This window comes from Pectobacterium zantedeschiae (genome assembly GCF_004137795.1).
Classification (GTDB): Bacteria; Pseudomonadota; Gammaproteobacteria; order Enterobacterales; family Enterobacteriaceae; genus Pectobacterium; species Pectobacterium zantedeschiae.
This window is the reverse complement of the sequence record NZ_NWTM01000001.1, coordinates 2,415,180-2,430,556: the sequence shown is the minus strand read 5'-3', so window position 1 is coordinate 2,430,556 and position 15,377 is coordinate 2,415,180. Positions and strand designations below refer to the sequence as shown.

Here is a 15,377-nt window from a genome sequence, read left to right as displayed (position 1 = left end):
AAAACCATGAGTGAAAAATTTATTTACCCGCAGGCGACCTGTATCGCTGGTGTTGATGAGGTGGGCCGTGGTCCTCTGGTTGGTGCAGTCGTGACGGCTGCGGTGATTCTTGACCCTACTAGGCCAATTGTCGGGTTAGCGGATTCCAAACAGCTGAGTGAAAAACGACGGCTAGCGCTCTATGATGAAATCAAAGAGAAGGCGCTGGCGTGGAGCCTTGGCCGTGCGGAACCGGAAGAGATTGACCAACTGAATATCTTGCATGCTACGATGTTAGCGATGCAGCGTGCGGTGGCTGGATTGGCTATCGTGCCCGATTTTGTTCTCATTGATGGCAATCGGTGTCCAGCGTTGGTGATGCCCTCGCAGGCGGTCGTTAAAGGGGATAGCCGCGTAGCAGAAATCAGCGCGGCCTCGATTATGGCGAAAGTGACTCGCGATCGTGAGATGGTCGAGTTGGATCAACGCTTCCCCGACTATGGTTTTGCCCAACACAAAGGCTATCCAACGGCTTTTCATCTGGAGAAGCTTGCTGCACTGGGTGCGACAGAGTTTCACCGTCGGAGCTTCGCGCCAGTCAAACGTGTATTAGGACTGGCGTAAAACATCATCATTAACTCTCTGTGTTGTGATATCACTATTGCAACGCTGACTACTCGATAAATTCTGGGATCTGGAGATGGCCGAACCACGTTTTGTTCACCTGCGTGTTCATAGTGACTATTCCATGATCGATGGGCTGGCCAAAGTCGGTCCGCTGGTAAAAAAAGCGGCGGCACTTGGTATGCCAGCGCTGGCGATTACCGATTTTACCAACCTGTGTGGGCTGGTTAAATTTTATGGCGGCGCGCATGGCGCGGGGGTCAAACCTATCATCGGCGCAGACTTCTATGTCGAAAGCGATGAATTAGGGGATGAACTGGCACATCTCACCGTGCTGGCCATGAATAATGATGGTTACCAGAACCTCACGTTGCTGATTTCCCATGCTTATCAACGCGGTTATGGCGCTGCCGGGCCGACGATTGACCGTGATTGGCTGGTTGAACATCAAGAAGGGCTGATTTTACTGTCTGGTGGTCGCCGGGGTGATGTTGGGCGATTTTTGCTGCGCGGTAATCAGGCGCAGGCCGAACAGTGCCTGGCATTTTATATGGAGCACTTTCCCCAGCGTTATTACCTGGAACTGACTCGCACGTCCCGCCCTGACGAAGAAAGTTATATACACGCGGCCGTAGAGTTGGCAACCAAGTACGCGTTGCCCGTTGTGGCGACTAATGAAGTGTGCTTCATCAGCACTGATGATTTTGACGCTCACGAAATTCGCGTTGCCATTCATGATGGCTACACGCTCGACGATCCCAAACGCCCACGTCATTACAGCCCGCAGCAGTACATGCGCTCGGAAGAGGAAATGTGCGAGCTGTTTGCTGATATTCCCGAAGCGCTGGTGAACAGCGTTGAAATTGCCAAACGCTGTAACGTAACGATCCGCCTGGGCGAATATTTCCTGCCGCAGTTCCCGACGGGCGATATGAGCACAGCAGATTTTCTGGTTCAGTGCTCGAAAAAAGGGCTGGAGGATCGTCTCGAATTCCTGTTCCCCGACCCGGAAGTGCGTGCCGCGCGTCGGCCTGAATATGATGAACGTCTGGATATTGAACTGGGCGTAATCAACCAGATGGGGTTCCCCGGCTACTTCCTGATCGTCATGGAGTTTATTCAGTGGTCGAAAGATAACGATGTGCCTGTTGGTCCGGGGCGTGGTTCTGGTGCGGGCTCTTTGGTTGCTTACGCGCTGAAAATCACCGATCTGGATCCGCTGGAATTTGACCTGCTGTTCGAACGTTTCCTCAACCCGGAACGTGTCTCCATGCCTGACTTCGACGTCGATTTCTGCATGGAAAAACGCGATAAGGTTATCGATCATGTCGCGGAAATGTACGGGCGTGATGCGGTATCGCAGATTATCACTTTCGGTACAATGGCGGCAAAAGCGGTTATTCGTGACGTAGGGCGCGTGCTCGGGCATCCGTATGGGTTTGTCGATCGTATTTCAAAACTGGTGCCGCCCGATCCGGGCATGACGCTGGAAAAAGCCTTCGCTGCTGAACCGCAACTGCCAGAAATTTATGAAGCCGATGAGGAAGTTAAGGCCCTCATTGATATGGCGCGTAAACTTGAAGGGGTAACGCGTAACGCCGGTAAACATGCGGGTGGGGTAGTGATATCCCCCACCAAGATTACCGATTTCGCACCGCTGTATTGCGATGCGGAAGGGAACCATCCGGTTACCCAATTTGACAAAAACGATGTGGAATATGCCGGGCTGGTGAAGTTCGACTTCCTTGGCCTGCGTACACTGACCATCATCGACTGGGCGCTGGAGATGATTAACGCCCGTCGCGCGAAGCAAGGTCAGGAACCGATTGATATCGCGGCCATTCCGCTCGACGATAAGAAAAGTTTCGATATGCTGCAACGCTCGGAAACCACAGCGGTATTCCAGCTTGAATCGCGCGGCATGAAAGACCTGATCAAGCGTCTAAAGCCCGACTGCTTTGAAGATATGATCGCACTGGTGGCACTGTTCCGCCCTGGCCCACTGCAATCCGGCATGGTGGATAACTTCATCGACCGTAAGCATGGTCGAGAAGCGATTTCGTACCCTGATATTGAATGGCAGCACGAGTCACTCAAGCCCGTGTTGGAGCCGACCTACGGTATTATCCTCTATCAGGAACAGGTCATGCAGATCGCACAGGTTCTGGCGGGATATACGCTGGGCGGTGCGGACATGTTGCGTCGTGCGATGGGGAAAAAGAACCCGGTTGAAATGGCGAAGCAGCGTGGTGGCTTTGAAGATGGTGCCAAATCGCGTGGCGTCAACGGCGAATTGGCGGTTAAGATTTTCGACCTGGTGGAAAAATTCGCTGGTTACGGCTTTAATAAATCCCACTCCGCTGCTTATGCACTGGTGTCTTATCAAACGCTGTGGCTGAAAGCGCACTATCCGGCAGAATTCATGGCGGCGGTGATGACGGCCGATATGGACAACACGGATAAAGTGGTGGGCTTGGTTGATGAGTGCTGGCGGATGGGATTAAAAATCTTGCCCCCCGACATCAATAGCGGGCTGTATCACTTCCACGTTAACGACGATGGCGAGATTGTTTATGGCATCGGCGCGATTAAAGGTGTCGGTGAAGGCCCAATTGAGGCAATAATCGAAGCGCGTAATCAGGGCGGCTATTTTAGAGAGTTGTTTGACCTCTGTGCGCGTACCGACATTAAAAAACTGAACCGCCGCGTGCTGGAAAAGCTGATTATGTCCGGGGCGTTTGACCGACTAGGGCCGCATCGCGCTGCGCTGATGAATGCATTGGCTGATGCGCTAAAAGCCGCCGATCAGCATGCTAAAGCCGAAGCGATTGGTCAGGTGGATATGTTCGGTGTACTGGCCGATGCGCCTGAGCAGGTCGAGCAATCCTACAGTACCGTGCCACCGTGGCCGGAGCAGGTCGTATTGGATGGTGAGCGGGAGACGCTGGGGTTGTATCTGACCGGCCACCCGATCACGCAATATATTAAGGAAATTGAACGCTATGCCGGTGGCGTACGTTTAAAAGATATGCACCCGACGGATCGGGGTAAAATGACCACTGCCGTTGGGCTGGTGTTGGCAGCTCGCGTTATGGTCACCAAGCGGGGCAACCGTATTGGCGTCTGTACATTGGACGATCGTTCCGGTCGGCTCGAGATTATGTTGTTTACCGATGCGTTGGAAAAATATCAGCATTTACTTGAGAAAGACCGTATCCTTATCGCCAGTGGACAGGTCAGCTTTGATGACTTCAGCGGTGGGCTTAAAATGACCGTCCGAGAGTTAATGGATATCAGTGAAGCGCGGGAAAAATACGCGCGCGGGCTTGCTATCTCGCTGACTGACAGGCAAATTGATGACCAGCTATTAAACCGTCTCCGTCAATCGTTGGAACCCCATCGATCGGGGACGATCCCAGTGCATCTCTATTACCAGCGTGAAGATGCGCGCGCACGACTACGTTTCGGCGCAGCATGGCGTGTAACGCCTGCCGATGCGCTACTGAATGAGCTGCGCACATTAGTGGGTAATGAGCAGGTGGAACTGGAATTTGACTAATATAGGAATACTATGAGTCTGAATTTTCTTGATTTTGAGCAGCCGATTGCAGAGTTGGAAGCGAAAATTGACTCGCTGACCGCAGTCAGCCGTCAAGACGAAAAATTAGATATTAATCTGGACGAAGAAGTCCAGCGCCTGCGTGAGAAGAGCGTTGAACTGACGCGCAAAATCTTCGCCGATTTGGGTGCCTGGCAGGTTGCGCAATTAGCGCGCCATCCGCAACGTCCTTATACGCTTGATTATATTAAGCATATCTTTACCGACTTTGATGAATTGGCTGGCGATCGTGCCTATGCCGATGACAAAGCCATTGTCGGCGGGATTGCCCGTTTGGATGGACGTCCGGTGATGATCATTGGTCATCAGAAAGGTCGTGAAACCAAAGAAAAGATTCGTCGTAATTTCGGCATGCCTGCACCAGAAGGATATCGCAAAGCACTGCGCCTAATGGAAATGGCGGATCGCTTCAAGATGCCGATCATCACCTTTATCGACACGCCGGGCGCTTATCCGGGCGTTGGCGCAGAAGAACGCGGTCAGTCTGAGGCTATCGCACGCAACCTACGTGAAATGTCGACGCTGCGTGTACCAATCATCTGTACCGTTATCGGTGAAGGTGGTTCCGGTGGTGCATTGGCTATCGGCGTAGGTGACAAGGTCAATATGTTGCAGTACAGCACCTACTCTGTTATTTCACCGGAAGGCTGTGCGTCTATTCTGTGGAAGAGTGCGGATAAGGCACCGCTGGCGGCTGAAGCCATGGGCATCATCGCGCCACGTCTGAAAGAGCTGAAACTGATCGATACCGTGATTCCTGAACCGTTGGGTTCCGCGCACCGTAACGTTCCGGTAATGGCAGAGTCACTGAAAGCGCAATTGCTGGCCGATTTGCTCGACCTTGATGGTCTGAGCGAAGAAGCGTTGCTGAACCGCCGTTATCAGCGTTTGATGAATTATGGTTATTGCTAACGTACAGTGGTTATTGCTAACGCGCTAGGGTTGCTGCTGATGACGTGATTGTCTGATTGATTGTAGTGTTATCAATCAGTCTATTCTGGCGCTACTCTGAAAATCCGTTGTCAGGAATGACAGCGGATTTTTTGCTATGAGGGTTTGAATAATGTTGAAATTGCTCGATGTACATCACATTGCGGTGATTGCCTCTGACTATGCACACAGCAAGGCATTTTATTGTGACGTTCTGGGATTTACGTTGAACAATGAGGTCTACCGTGCCGCTCGGCAGTCATGGAAAGGCGATCTCTCGCTGAATGGGCGCTACACTATCGAGCTATTCTCTTTCCCTCATCCACCTACGCGTGTCAGTCGGCCGGAGGCTTGCGGTCTGCGTCATCTAGCTTTTGCTGTCGCCGATGTAGAACAGGCCATTACCTCGTTGGCACAGGCTGGCGTCATTTGTGAACCCGTAAGGATCGATCCTGAAACGCAGCAACGCTTCACGTTTTTCTCCGATCCTGACGGCCTGCCTCTCGAACTGTATGAGATCTGATATCGTGGACCGCACTGAACCTGATGATGGATTGATCCAGACGATTGTGACGCAGACGGCCGGATGCAACGCGATCTTGCTGGCCTATAGCGGTGGCCTGGACTCTAGCGTGCTATTACATCTGCTGGTAGCTATGCGTCAACGCTCCGAGCTGACTATTCGAGCGGCGTATATACATCATGGTTTAAATCCGCTGGCAGATAGCTGGGCTGAGCATTGTCGCCAGCAGTGTGAACGCTGGCAGATCCCGTTTGAGTCGCTGGCAGTGAAGGTTGAGGCACAGAACGGTGGCATTGAAGCCGCAGCCAGAGCCGCGCGCTATCAGGCGCTGCAAACGTATCTGCAAGAGGGCGAAACCCTGCTGACGGCACAGCACCTTGATGACCAGAGCGAAACCTTTTTACTGGCGCTTAAACGCGGCAGTGGGCCTGCCGGATTGTCTGCGATGGCGGCTAATAGCGTCCTTGGCCATCATCGTTTAGTTCGTCCGTTGTTAGGTGTTTCTCGCCTTGAACTGGAAACGTATGCGCAGCGACATCAGCTTCACTGGATTGAAGACGACAGCAATCAGGATGAGCGTTTCGACCGAAATTTTCTGCGCCGCCAAATTTTACCGCGATTGACGCAGCGCTGGCCGCATTTCCCCTCCGCCGTCGCACGTAGCGCCCAGCTTTGTGCCGAGCAGGAACAACTGCTTGATGAGTTGCTGGAAGAATCATTGCAGGTGCTATGCCAGTCGGATGGGGCGTTGAGCATTGATGGCCTGATCCCGCTAAGTCCGGTACGCCGTTTTGCGCTACTACGGCGCTGGCTGGCGCAGCAAGGGGCTAACATGCCCGCGCGCGATCAATTGCAACGACTCTGGGATGAGGTTGCGACGAGTCGGCAGGATGCGGAACCCATATTGCAATTGAATCAGATGCAGATCCGCCGTTTTCGCCAGCATCTCTACTTGCTGCCGCTGATGCCATCGCTCAAAGACCGTGTTCTGCCATGGCAACCGACGTCATGCTCGCTGTCATTACCTGATAATCTGGGAACGCTACAGCTTGCCGAGCGCGGGGTAGCCGTTCGCGCGCCGGAAGATAGTGAGACGGTGAGTATTCGCTTTTCTACCAGCGGGATCGTGCATATTGTTGGCAGGGCACACGGTCGACAAATCAAGAAACTCTGGCAGGAACTGGGCGTTCCACCTTGGTGGCGCGATCGGACGCCGTTGGTGTTCTACAACGATCAACTGATTGCTGCTGTGGGGAGATTCGTCACGCGAGAAGGGCAGGTCAAAGAAAATCAGCCTGTGTGGCACATGGTTTGGGAAAAATAAGCTTGGTGGAAAACGGATGTGGGTCGCGCTGAAATAAAAACGGACAACCTGAGTTGTCCGTTTTGGAAGCATTATTCAGCGTTTGCCGCTAAATGAAAGGATAAGTCCGTCAGGATTCGCTGACGACGACCTTCCCGATTTCAGGATGACTGAAACTGACGATATGGTCGAGGCGCAGTTCGCGCGTTGCACCGGATGCTTCAATCACCAGATATTCGACCTGCTTACGTGAGATCATGTCACTGGCTTTACCGGTCACAACTTCACCATTGCGTAGTTCCAGCGTCAGCGTCAGATTCTGCTGACAGGTGGCTTCCAGGCTGTCGTAATCATCACAGTTGATGGGTTGATATTCATTACTCATTGACATAATCACTCACCAATAAGTTAGCGGCGGCAAAAGCAGCCTGTTCCCTGACGGAGGATGGCAACGCCTCATTCGCGGCAATGCCATCCAGGGTTTTCAAAACACAACCCAGCGAATCGGGTATATAGCCCAGATCGCCACTGGCGATCTCTGCGTATAAGCGACGTACTAATTCACAGTATTCTTGCACTATATCCTCCCTTGAAAGCTTAGCTCGGTAGATATTCATGCATCATCACTCGTTGTGGTGCGCGATGTTGTAAGCCTACGAAGATAAACTCTATTTATCAAACCGACTATAGCATAGGGACTAACAGGATATCAGTAGTCCTTAGAGGCCTAATCTATCGGTTACGTGGTAGATATCACCTTTACTGTGAGGATCGCGCTAACTCAAGTAAACTAGGAGGGAATAAAGACGAGGTCACTGATGGCATTAAAAGCAACGGTTTACAAAGCAGTAATCAATATTGCCGATATGGATCGGAATTTTTTTCACGACGCGAACCTGACGATAGCCCAGCATCCGTCTGAAACCGAACAGCGCATGATGCTGCGGCTTTTAGCATGGATTTGCCATGCTGATGAAAACTTGCGCTTTACCAAAGGGCTCAGCGCAGATGACGAGCCTGAAATCTGGCGACGTAATGATACGATGGAATTGGAATTGTGGATTGAGCTAGGCCTGCCGGATGAAAAGCGGCTGAAGAAAGCCTGTAATCAGTCCCGTTCCGTTGTCTTGTACGCCTACAGCGAGCGTGCGGCACAGGTTTGGTGGAATGCGATATCGAGTAAGGTCTCTGGGTACAAGAATCTGGCGGTCCGTTTTTTAGATGACAATCAGCTGGCTCAGCTTGCCGGATTGGTTCAGCGCACCATGTCATTGCAGGCAACAATACAGGACGGCACGATCTGGTTGTCTGACGATAAGAATAGTCTTGAAATAGCATTTTCTGAGTGGAAAATTCCTCAGACTCAGGGATGATAACAAGTTGGATACATTCCAGCACATTGAGTAAGAACGGGAAAACAGGACAGAGGGACAGAAAAATAATGATGAAAAAACTGGCTATCGGTGTGCTGTTGATTGCGGGGATTTCTGGGTTAATCGGGTGCCATACCCGCTCACAAGTTCAGGAAGAGCCCCTTAAACCAATGGCGCAAAGCTATCGTGGTGTTTTACCTTGTGCGGACTGCGGAGGGATTGATACATCACTGTTTTTGGAAAAAGACGGAACATTTGTTCTGCGCGAACAGTATCAAACGACGCGAAAAGGTGACAACACGTTCGCCTCTTATGGGCAATGGAGACGCACTGCGGATAAGCTGGTGCTGACGGATAGCGCGGGTGGAAAACGTTATTTCCGTCCGGTTGATAACACCCTTGAAATGCTGGATCAGCAAGGCTTGCCTATCAATTCGTCTCTTCCTCGTCAACTGACGGCAACCGAGCAGCCTCTGCCAAATACGCCGATGGTAATGAAGGGAATGTATCGCTATATGGCGGACGTCGCGACCTTCTCTGACTGCGCGACAGGAAAAACCTTTGTGATGGATGATAGCGCGGAGTTGGAAAGACAATATTTTCGCGTGAGAGATAAAGCCGCTGAGCCGGTATTACTTGTTCTCACTGCGCATTTTGCCATTATTCCTTCGATGGAAGAAGGACAGATGGTGAAGGCGGTTGTCCCCAACGGCAGCGATAAAGTACGCATGAAGGCGCGAGCAAACTGCGATACACAGATAGACTGATTCGACGTTTAAAAGAAAAGGCACTGATTTTCAGTGCCTTTTTGCTGTTTATTTGCCCTGTTCTGACCCGCGTTAGAGCATTTTCTTTAGCTGATACAACCAATCCAGCGCCTGACGTGGCGTGAGCGCATCGGGATCGATGGTTTCCAATGCTTCAATCGCTGGTGACGGCCCATCATTGCTCAGCAGCGCTAGCTGCGCGCCATCGATATGGCTTGATGATGCGTTATTCGACAAGGTTTCCAGCTCTTTCAGTTTCTGACGTGCCCGTTTGATCACTTCCTTTGGTACGCCTGCGAGAGCGGCGACGGCAAGACCGTAGCTTTTGCTGGCTGCACCATCCTGAACGCTGTGCATAAAGGCGATGGTATCGCCGTGTTCGCGTGCATCTAAATGGACATTCACCACCCCTTCCATTTTTTCCGGCAGGGTGGTCAGCTCAAAGTAGTGCGTTGCAAACAGCGTCATTGCTTTGATGCGGTTCGCCAGATTCTCGGCGCAGGCCCATGCCAGCGACAAACCATCATAGGTAGAAGTACCGCGACCGATTTCGTCCATCAGTACCAGGCTGTTTTCCGTGGCGTTGTGCAGAATATTCGCCGTTTCCGTCATTTCAACCATGAACGTAGAGCGACCCGATGCTAGATCGTCTGCTGCACCCACGCGAGTGAAAATACGGTCGACGGGGCCAATGACCGCCTGATCCGCTGGAACAAAGCAGCCAATATGCGCCATCAGCACAATCAGCGCTGCCTGACGCATATAGGTACTTTTGCCCCCCATGTTGGGGCCGGTAATGATCAGCATACGACGCTGTGGTGAGAGTGACAGGGGGTTTGAAATAAACGGCTCACGCAGTACCTGCTCGACGACAGGGTGACGTCCACCTGCGATTTTGATGCCGGGTTTGTCACTCAACGTCGGGCAGACATAATTCAGCGTATCGGCGCGTTCCGCCAGATTCGTCAGGACATCCAGCTCGGCTAGTGCTGCCGCACTTTGCTGAAGCTCTGCCAGATGTGGCAGCAGCAGGTCGAACAGCTCATCGTAAAGCGCTTTTTCCAGTGCCAGCGCCTTACCCTTCGAGGTCAGAACCTTGTCTTCGTACTCTTTCAGCTCTGGAATAATATAGCGTTCGGCATTTTTTAGTGTCTGGCGGCGCACATAGTGGATCGGCACCAAATGGCTTTGACCACGGCTAACCTGAATGTAATAGCCGTGCACACCATTGAAGCCGACTTTCAGCGTATCAAGCCCCAGTTTTTCACGTTCGCGAATTTCCAGACGATCCAGATAATCGCTGGCTCCGTCAGCCAACGCACGCCACTCATCCAATTCTGCATGGTAGCCTGGTGCGATGACGCCGCCGTCGCGTACCAGCACGGGAGGGGCTTCGACAACGGCGCGTTCCAGCAAATCACGCAGTTCATCAAATTGGCCAATCAGGCTGACCAAACGGTGAACGGAGTCGGTCTGCAACGGCGCAAGCTGTTCGCGAATATCGGGAAACTGCTGGAAAGCATGGCGCATGCGTGCCAGATCGCGCGGACGTGCTGTGCGTAAAGCGAGCCGTGCCAGAATACGCTCCAGATCGCCGACCTGCCGTAGGTAGGGTTGCAGATCGGGAGTGATCTCCTGCAACGCGCTAATAGCCTGTTGGCGCTGCTTGAGCGCATCAATATCGCGGCTAGGCATGTGAATCCAGCGCTTCAGCATCCGGCTGCCCATGGCTGTCACGGTGCAGTCCAGAACGGCAGCCAGCGTATTTTCTACGCCGCCGGATAGATTCTGCGTCAGTTCAAGGTTACGACGCGTTGCCGCATCCATGATGATGCCATCCTGCTGGCGTTCCATCGTAATGCCGCGAATATGTGGCAGAGAGGTGCGTTGCGTGTCTTTCGCGTATTGCAGCAAACATCCTGCGGCTCGCAGCGCAAGTTTTGCCTGCTCTACGCCAAAGCCGGTTAGGTCGCGGGTGCCAAATTGCAGATTAAGCTGCTGACGTGCGGTGTCGGGTTCAAATTCCCACAGCGGGCGGCGGCGAAGTCCATGACGATTTTCGATCAGATCCATGGACTCAAAGGATTCTGGGTAGAGTAATTCTGCTGGATTGGTGCGCTGTAATTCTGCCGCCATGGTTTCCCAATCGGCGGGCTCACTTACGCGAAAACGTCCAGAGCTGATATCCAGCGTGGCGTAACCGAATCCCCGACCGTCCTGCCAGATTGCTGCCAGCAGGTTATCCTGCTTTTCCTGCAACAGCGCTTCGTCGCTGATGGTTCCCGGCGTGACGATGCGCACGACTTTTCGTTCCACAGGGCCTTTGCTGGTTGCTGGATCGCCGATCTGTTCGCAGATCGCGACGGATTCGCCCATTTGTACCAGTCTGGCAAGGTAGTTCTCCACGGCATGGTGCGGGACGCCAGCCATCGGTATCGGTTCCCCTGCGGAAGCGCCGCGTTTCGTCAGCGAAATATCCAGCAGTTGAGAAGCCCGCTTGGCATCGTCATAGAACAGCTCGTAAAAATCGCCCATACGGTAAAACAGCAGGATTTCCGGATGTTCAGCCTTTAACCTAAAGTACTGCTGCATCATGGGAGTGTGGGCAGTGAAATCCTTGTCGGTAGAATCTTTCATATTGATTTTACTCAGTCTTAACGCTTTTGTTCATTCAGATGATGGCGTAGAGGTCGATGTTAAATCTAGCCGATGGCTCGTCACCTGAGCATTGAAATGGAATGCCAGAAGTATACTGGCTGGCAGATGAAAAACATCACCTGCGAGTGCGCTATCTTATCATCGATGGTTGTTATTTGGCGTCAGAGCGACGTTACCAGACTGAGAAAGAGATGCGTATCCGATTTTTCCACTATTGCTTGAGTACGCGAGGTGGTTCGCAAGTTTGCCCAACGTTGTAATCATCCATAAGGTAAGATTGACGTAGAAAAGTAAGGTATCAGTCTCGGAACTGGTTCAAGGAACTTACTCGTAAAGTGCTTCGCAAGAAGGGAATTGAGCCGAAGGGCTGAAAGTTAGCTGATTAGCAGAACAGATAACCAAGGGAATAGTATTGATGGTTCTCAATGTTCTTTAACGTCAAGGATGCGAAATATGGACAATTACCTAAATAGAAATAGTGTTAATAATCAATATTTTTTGGCTATGGCTCAGGCAGCCTCGTTTGATCTAATAAAGACAGCCAGAATTGTCTCCGCTCGTCATATTAACGATCTCTTTCTTAAAGCAAAATTTGAAGACGAAATTCGACGTTTTTCTAATGGAAATCTGGACATCGTTAGAAATGCCAGTAGCTCATCGGAATGTCAGGTTGCTATTAATAATATCAAGGAAGAATGTGCCAATATTGAAAAACAAGGAACGATGCTTTCTCTTGAGAAAGCCAGGGTATTTATTACCATCAACATGGAGAAAAGAGAGAAGGAATTTGGTTATACAATAAATGCAATTGGTGTGATGGTTGGTGGTGCTCAGGTTGTTTCTGGAATTGGTGTTATCGCCAGCGCGACATCTTTCGTCGGTAAGTTTATTGGTGCTCATATTGTATTAAACGGCGTAAGTTCATCTATGGAAAATTTTTTACATCTTATTGGTCATGATAGTAGCGTCGGATTTATGAAGTCTGGCTATGTACGTACAGCAGAATTCTTGGGGTTTGATAAAAGCTCAGGACTTTTAGCTTATCATTCAGTCGATCTTGTCACTTCATTCTATGGTATCGTAAAATTAACACTAAAACCAGATACTTGGAGGCTTTTTCGATATATTCCCAGCGATTATTATAGAAAAATAAACACGATGAGCAGAGCATCGCTGATGTTGAAGATGATCGGGGCTGGAAATAAGATACGAATAATGTCTGATATATATAAAGATGACTCTCTTTAAGATAATGGGCTGGATTAGCCCGTGTTCTCTTTTTTCTTTAGATAGGAATATGATTTGTATGCTAAATTCATTGGGATAAGGTAATATATGGGTAAAGTGAAGAATATCGTAAATATAAAATGGACCAATATTCCCACTCTATCATTGGAAATATTAAATATGGCATTGATGAAAAATGAAGAGATAAGAATTGCTAATATGAAAAAACCATTGAAAAATGCATTTTTCAGTGAGTGTGTTAATATCGATAAGGTTTCCTCGCTATTACCTCCACGAGAAATTAATTTTTTCATTTTAGTAATATCATCCTGAGTGAAACCATTCTCTAAGAGTTCCTTTTCTGTCTCTTGGTCATTCATGTTCCTGCCCCTTTATTAATTTATATGATTTATATGCCAACTTCATTGGCCCTATGTGATAAACTAAAAAAATAGAAAGCATCATGACAAAAAAGTAAACAAAGAATTCAATTAAATCAGCTCGTGTGTTAAAAATAAAATTAATGGTAAATGCAGCTATTATAATAACAAACAAAAAGCACCCGTTATAAAACCGTGTTCGTAATGTATGAATCAGTCTCTGTAGCGTTTCTTCACTATCCTCACCACGAGAGATTATTTTTCTCATGAAGTTAATATCATTCTGTGTGAAACCATTCTCTAAGAGTTCTTTCTCTATCTCTTGGTCATTCATGGTTTTTTTCTCCTAACTTTTATTATATTTTATAGGGTGTAGCAATGTGTTAACACTATCACCCATCAATTATGTATTAGTAAGCTGAATCAGTCCATAAGAGGAAAGAACTGGTTCTTGCTACCACATGCTCCCATTCGATTGATGCAAACTTGAACGAAATGCTTTCCTGTGGCTGGGTTTCATTATGTGTTAATGAGTTAGGATAGAAAAACTGAATGTCATTGATAATGGCGTCTCTTAGCACCATTTTAAAATAGAGTTCGTTGCCACCCGCTTGAGAGGTTCTGTAAAACAGGAATTCACAGGTTAGTTTTTCGTTATCACCTAATGCCTGTGCCAGAAGAGGCGTTGCCTTATCTATCGGTTTTCTGATTTCCACAGGGTTGAGGGAAACATTATCCTGCCGAGTTATTCTATTCATTAACTCATAAACAAAAATTTCATCTTCATGGGAAGTCTGATATTTATTGCCAATCGAGTCTGCACTTGAACAGCCCGCAGAGATGAGACCTTGCTTGGTGCCAGTGAGTTTCAAATAGATCAAATTTGCCATTATTTACTCCTTAATGTTGTCCATAATCCTGCCCCATAAATCCTTTTTCCTTATGGGAGGATAATTTCTGCATTTTTTAATCAATGAGTCAATAGCGGTTATCGTGCGATGTATAACACTAACCATGCTTGATTCTCGTGGTAATTAGTATGCTAATTTTTTTAATAAAGCTAATGCTAATGAGAGGGGGCTGGGTTGTGACTATACAAGTTTTTATATTGATTTTAATGAGTTTTTGGCTGATTTATCAGGTCGGAATAGATAAGTGGGGTCAGTTCTCCACAGTAGTCTGGGAGCGCGAGGCCACTCGTAATTTTTCTAAAGTATGGCGTGGTGGCCTCGCGTTTATTCCTTATTCTGCGCTTGCTTCAATATTCTGAACTTTCCGCCAGCTGGGAAGGTTTTTCAGCCGCTGTGAATAGCGTTGAATATTAGGAAAACGTTCAGCAGGAACGAGCCGTTCTATAACGGTATGAATAACGAAACCCAGCATAATATCTGCGCCAGTTAATGTATCCCCCACGATAAATTCTCTCGAAGACAGCGTGTCATCTAAAAACGAAAAGACTTTATCGAATTCGTTGTCAGCGTAACCCTCAAGGAAATTCAGTGTGGTACCGGTATTCTTTTCAAACTCGCCAAAAATCTTTAGTAAAACCGGTAACATGGCGGAGCTTTCTGCAAAGTGTACCCACTGAAGATAATCAATGTATTCGGCTGTGTTTGCATCTGGGGCTAAGTGTTGTGCGTAACGATTGATCAGGTATTCAACAATCGCCCCAGATTCTGCGATGATTTTTCCATCCTCTTCAATTAATGGTGATTTACCTAAAGGATGTATCGCTTTCAGTGATGCTGGGGCCAGATGCGTTTTTTCATCTCGCTGATATCTGACAAGTTCATAAGGTATTCCGGCTTCTTCAAGCAGCCAGAGGATACGAACAGAACGTGAATCGTTAAGATGGTGTAATTTTAGTCCCATACAACTCTTCCTTAAATTCTGATGGTTTGAGCTAATCGCTAGGATGTTGTTCCCACTACGTGTAGTAGATTCCACGTTAATACACGTAGAGTAGCGATTCCGATGGCTCGCGGCCAACAAGG

At 49.2% G+C, this 15,377-nt stretch carries 16 protein-coding genes; 9 read left to right on the top strand and 7 right to left on the bottom strand.

The genetic code is table 11. The features are described from left to right. Positions 1-6: 6 nt before the first annotated feature. From rnhB to tilS, 5 genes are all read left to right on the top strand, one after another. On the top strand, positions 7-603 hold the full coding sequence (gene rnhB / locus CLR69_RS10995) for a ribonuclease HII (RefSeq protein ID WP_129712666.1): 597 nt from the start codon (positions 7-9) through the stop codon (positions 601-603). A 76-nt stretch (positions 604-679) separates the two neighbouring features. After that, entirely contained in the window at positions 680-4,162 is a 3,483-nt protein-coding gene (dnaE, locus tag CLR69_RS10990) for a DNA polymerase III subunit alpha (protein WP_129712665.1), read from the top strand. Between the two features lie 12 nt (positions 4,163-4,174). Beyond that, positions 4,175-5,134, top strand: a complete 960-nt coding sequence (gene accA / locus CLR69_RS10985) for an acetyl-CoA carboxylase carboxyl transferase subunit alpha (RefSeq protein ID WP_129703188.1) — start codon at positions 4,175-4,177, stop codon at positions 5,132-5,134. Between the two features lie 151 nt (positions 5,135-5,285). Then, the gene (locus CLR69_RS10980) at positions 5,286-5,675 is read left to right on the top strand and encodes a VOC family protein (protein ID WP_129712664.1); all 390 of its coding nucleotides are present in this window, start codon (positions 5,286-5,288) and stop codon (positions 5,673-5,675) included. Then, on the top strand, positions 5,665-6,999 hold the full coding sequence (gene tilS, locus CLR69_RS10975) for a tRNA lysidine(34) synthetase TilS (protein ID WP_129712663.1): 1,335 nt from the start codon (positions 5,665-5,667) through the stop codon (positions 6,997-6,999). The genes CLR69_RS10980 and tilS overlap by 11 nt, the downstream gene beginning before the upstream one ends. A gap of 109 nt (positions 7,000-7,108) precedes the next feature. Here tilS and rof read toward each other — a convergent pair whose 3' ends face one another. Next, positions 7,109-7,369, bottom strand: coding sequence for a Rho-binding antiterminator (gene rof, locus CLR69_RS10970; RefSeq protein WP_012773648.1), 261 nt, complete (start codon positions 7,367-7,369; stop codon positions 7,109-7,111). Further along, positions 7,356-7,556 (bottom strand): YaeP family protein, encoded by a 201-nt coding sequence (locus CLR69_RS10965; RefSeq protein WP_015731006.1) that lies wholly within the window; start codon positions 7,554-7,556, stop codon positions 7,356-7,358. Before CLR69_RS10965 ends, rof begins: the two co-directional genes overlap by 14 nt. 240 nt (positions 7,557-7,796) lie before the next feature. Here CLR69_RS10965 and CLR69_RS10960 point away from each other — a divergent pair, with 240 nt between their 5' ends. Both CLR69_RS10960 and nlpE read left to right on the top strand, forming a co-directional pair. Next, positions 7,797-8,351, top strand: a complete 555-nt coding sequence (locus CLR69_RS10960; protein ID WP_129703194.1) for a YaeQ family protein — start codon at positions 7,797-7,799, stop codon at positions 8,349-8,351. Positions 8,352-8,419: 68 nt separating this feature from the next. Continuing rightward, on the top strand, positions 8,420-9,118 hold the full coding sequence (gene nlpE, locus CLR69_RS10955) for an envelope stress response activation lipoprotein NlpE (protein ID WP_129712662.1): 699 nt from the start codon (positions 8,420-8,422) through the stop codon (positions 9,116-9,118). A 72-nt stretch (positions 9,119-9,190) separates the two neighbouring features. On the opposite strand, the gene mutS is transcribed toward nlpE, so the two are convergent. Next, positions 9,191-11,755 carry a DNA mismatch repair protein MutS gene (gene mutS, locus CLR69_RS10950; protein ID WP_129712661.1) on the bottom strand — a complete coding sequence of 855 codons (2,565 nt, stop codon included), beginning with the start codon at positions 11,753-11,755 and terminating at the stop codon, positions 9,191-9,193. 101 nt (positions 11,756-11,856) lie between these two features. Here mutS and CLR69_RS10945 point away from each other — a divergent pair, with 101 nt between their 5' ends. Next, the gene (locus CLR69_RS10945) at positions 11,857-12,036 is read left to right on the top strand and encodes a hypothetical protein (protein ID WP_129712660.1); all 180 of its coding nucleotides are present in this window, start codon (positions 11,857-11,859) and stop codon (positions 12,034-12,036) included. A gap of 193 nt (positions 12,037-12,229) precedes the next feature. Further along, positions 12,230-13,024: a DUF4225 domain-containing protein gene (locus CLR69_RS10940; protein ID WP_129712659.1), complete on the top strand. Its 795-nt coding sequence runs from the start codon at positions 12,230-12,232 to the stop codon at positions 13,022-13,024. A 14-nt stretch (positions 13,025-13,038) separates the two neighbouring features. Here the strand turns inward: CLR69_RS10940 and CLR69_RS10935 are convergent, their stop codons facing one another. The 4 genes from CLR69_RS10935 to CLR69_RS10920 form a co-directional block, all read right to left on the bottom strand. Beyond that, positions 13,039-13,383, bottom strand: a complete 345-nt coding sequence (locus CLR69_RS10935; protein WP_129712658.1) for a hypothetical protein — start codon at positions 13,381-13,383, stop codon at positions 13,039-13,041. Beyond that, on the bottom strand, positions 13,376-13,717 hold the full coding sequence (locus tag CLR69_RS10930) for a hypothetical protein (RefSeq protein ID WP_129712657.1): 342 nt from the start codon (positions 13,715-13,717) through the stop codon (positions 13,376-13,378). The genes CLR69_RS10935 and CLR69_RS10930 overlap by 8 nt, the downstream gene beginning before the upstream one ends. A 76-nt stretch (positions 13,718-13,793) precedes the next feature. Continuing rightward, a complete protein-coding gene (locus CLR69_RS10925; RefSeq protein WP_129703206.1) occupies positions 13,794-14,273 on the bottom strand; it encodes an Hcp family type VI secretion system effector in 480 nt (159 codons plus the stop codon). Between the two features lie 352 nt (positions 14,274-14,625). Then, positions 14,626-15,255, bottom strand: a complete 630-nt coding sequence (locus CLR69_RS10920; RefSeq protein WP_129712656.1) for a glutathione S-transferase family protein — start codon at positions 15,253-15,255, stop codon at positions 14,626-14,628. Between the last annotated feature and the right edge of the window lie 122 nt (positions 15,256-15,377).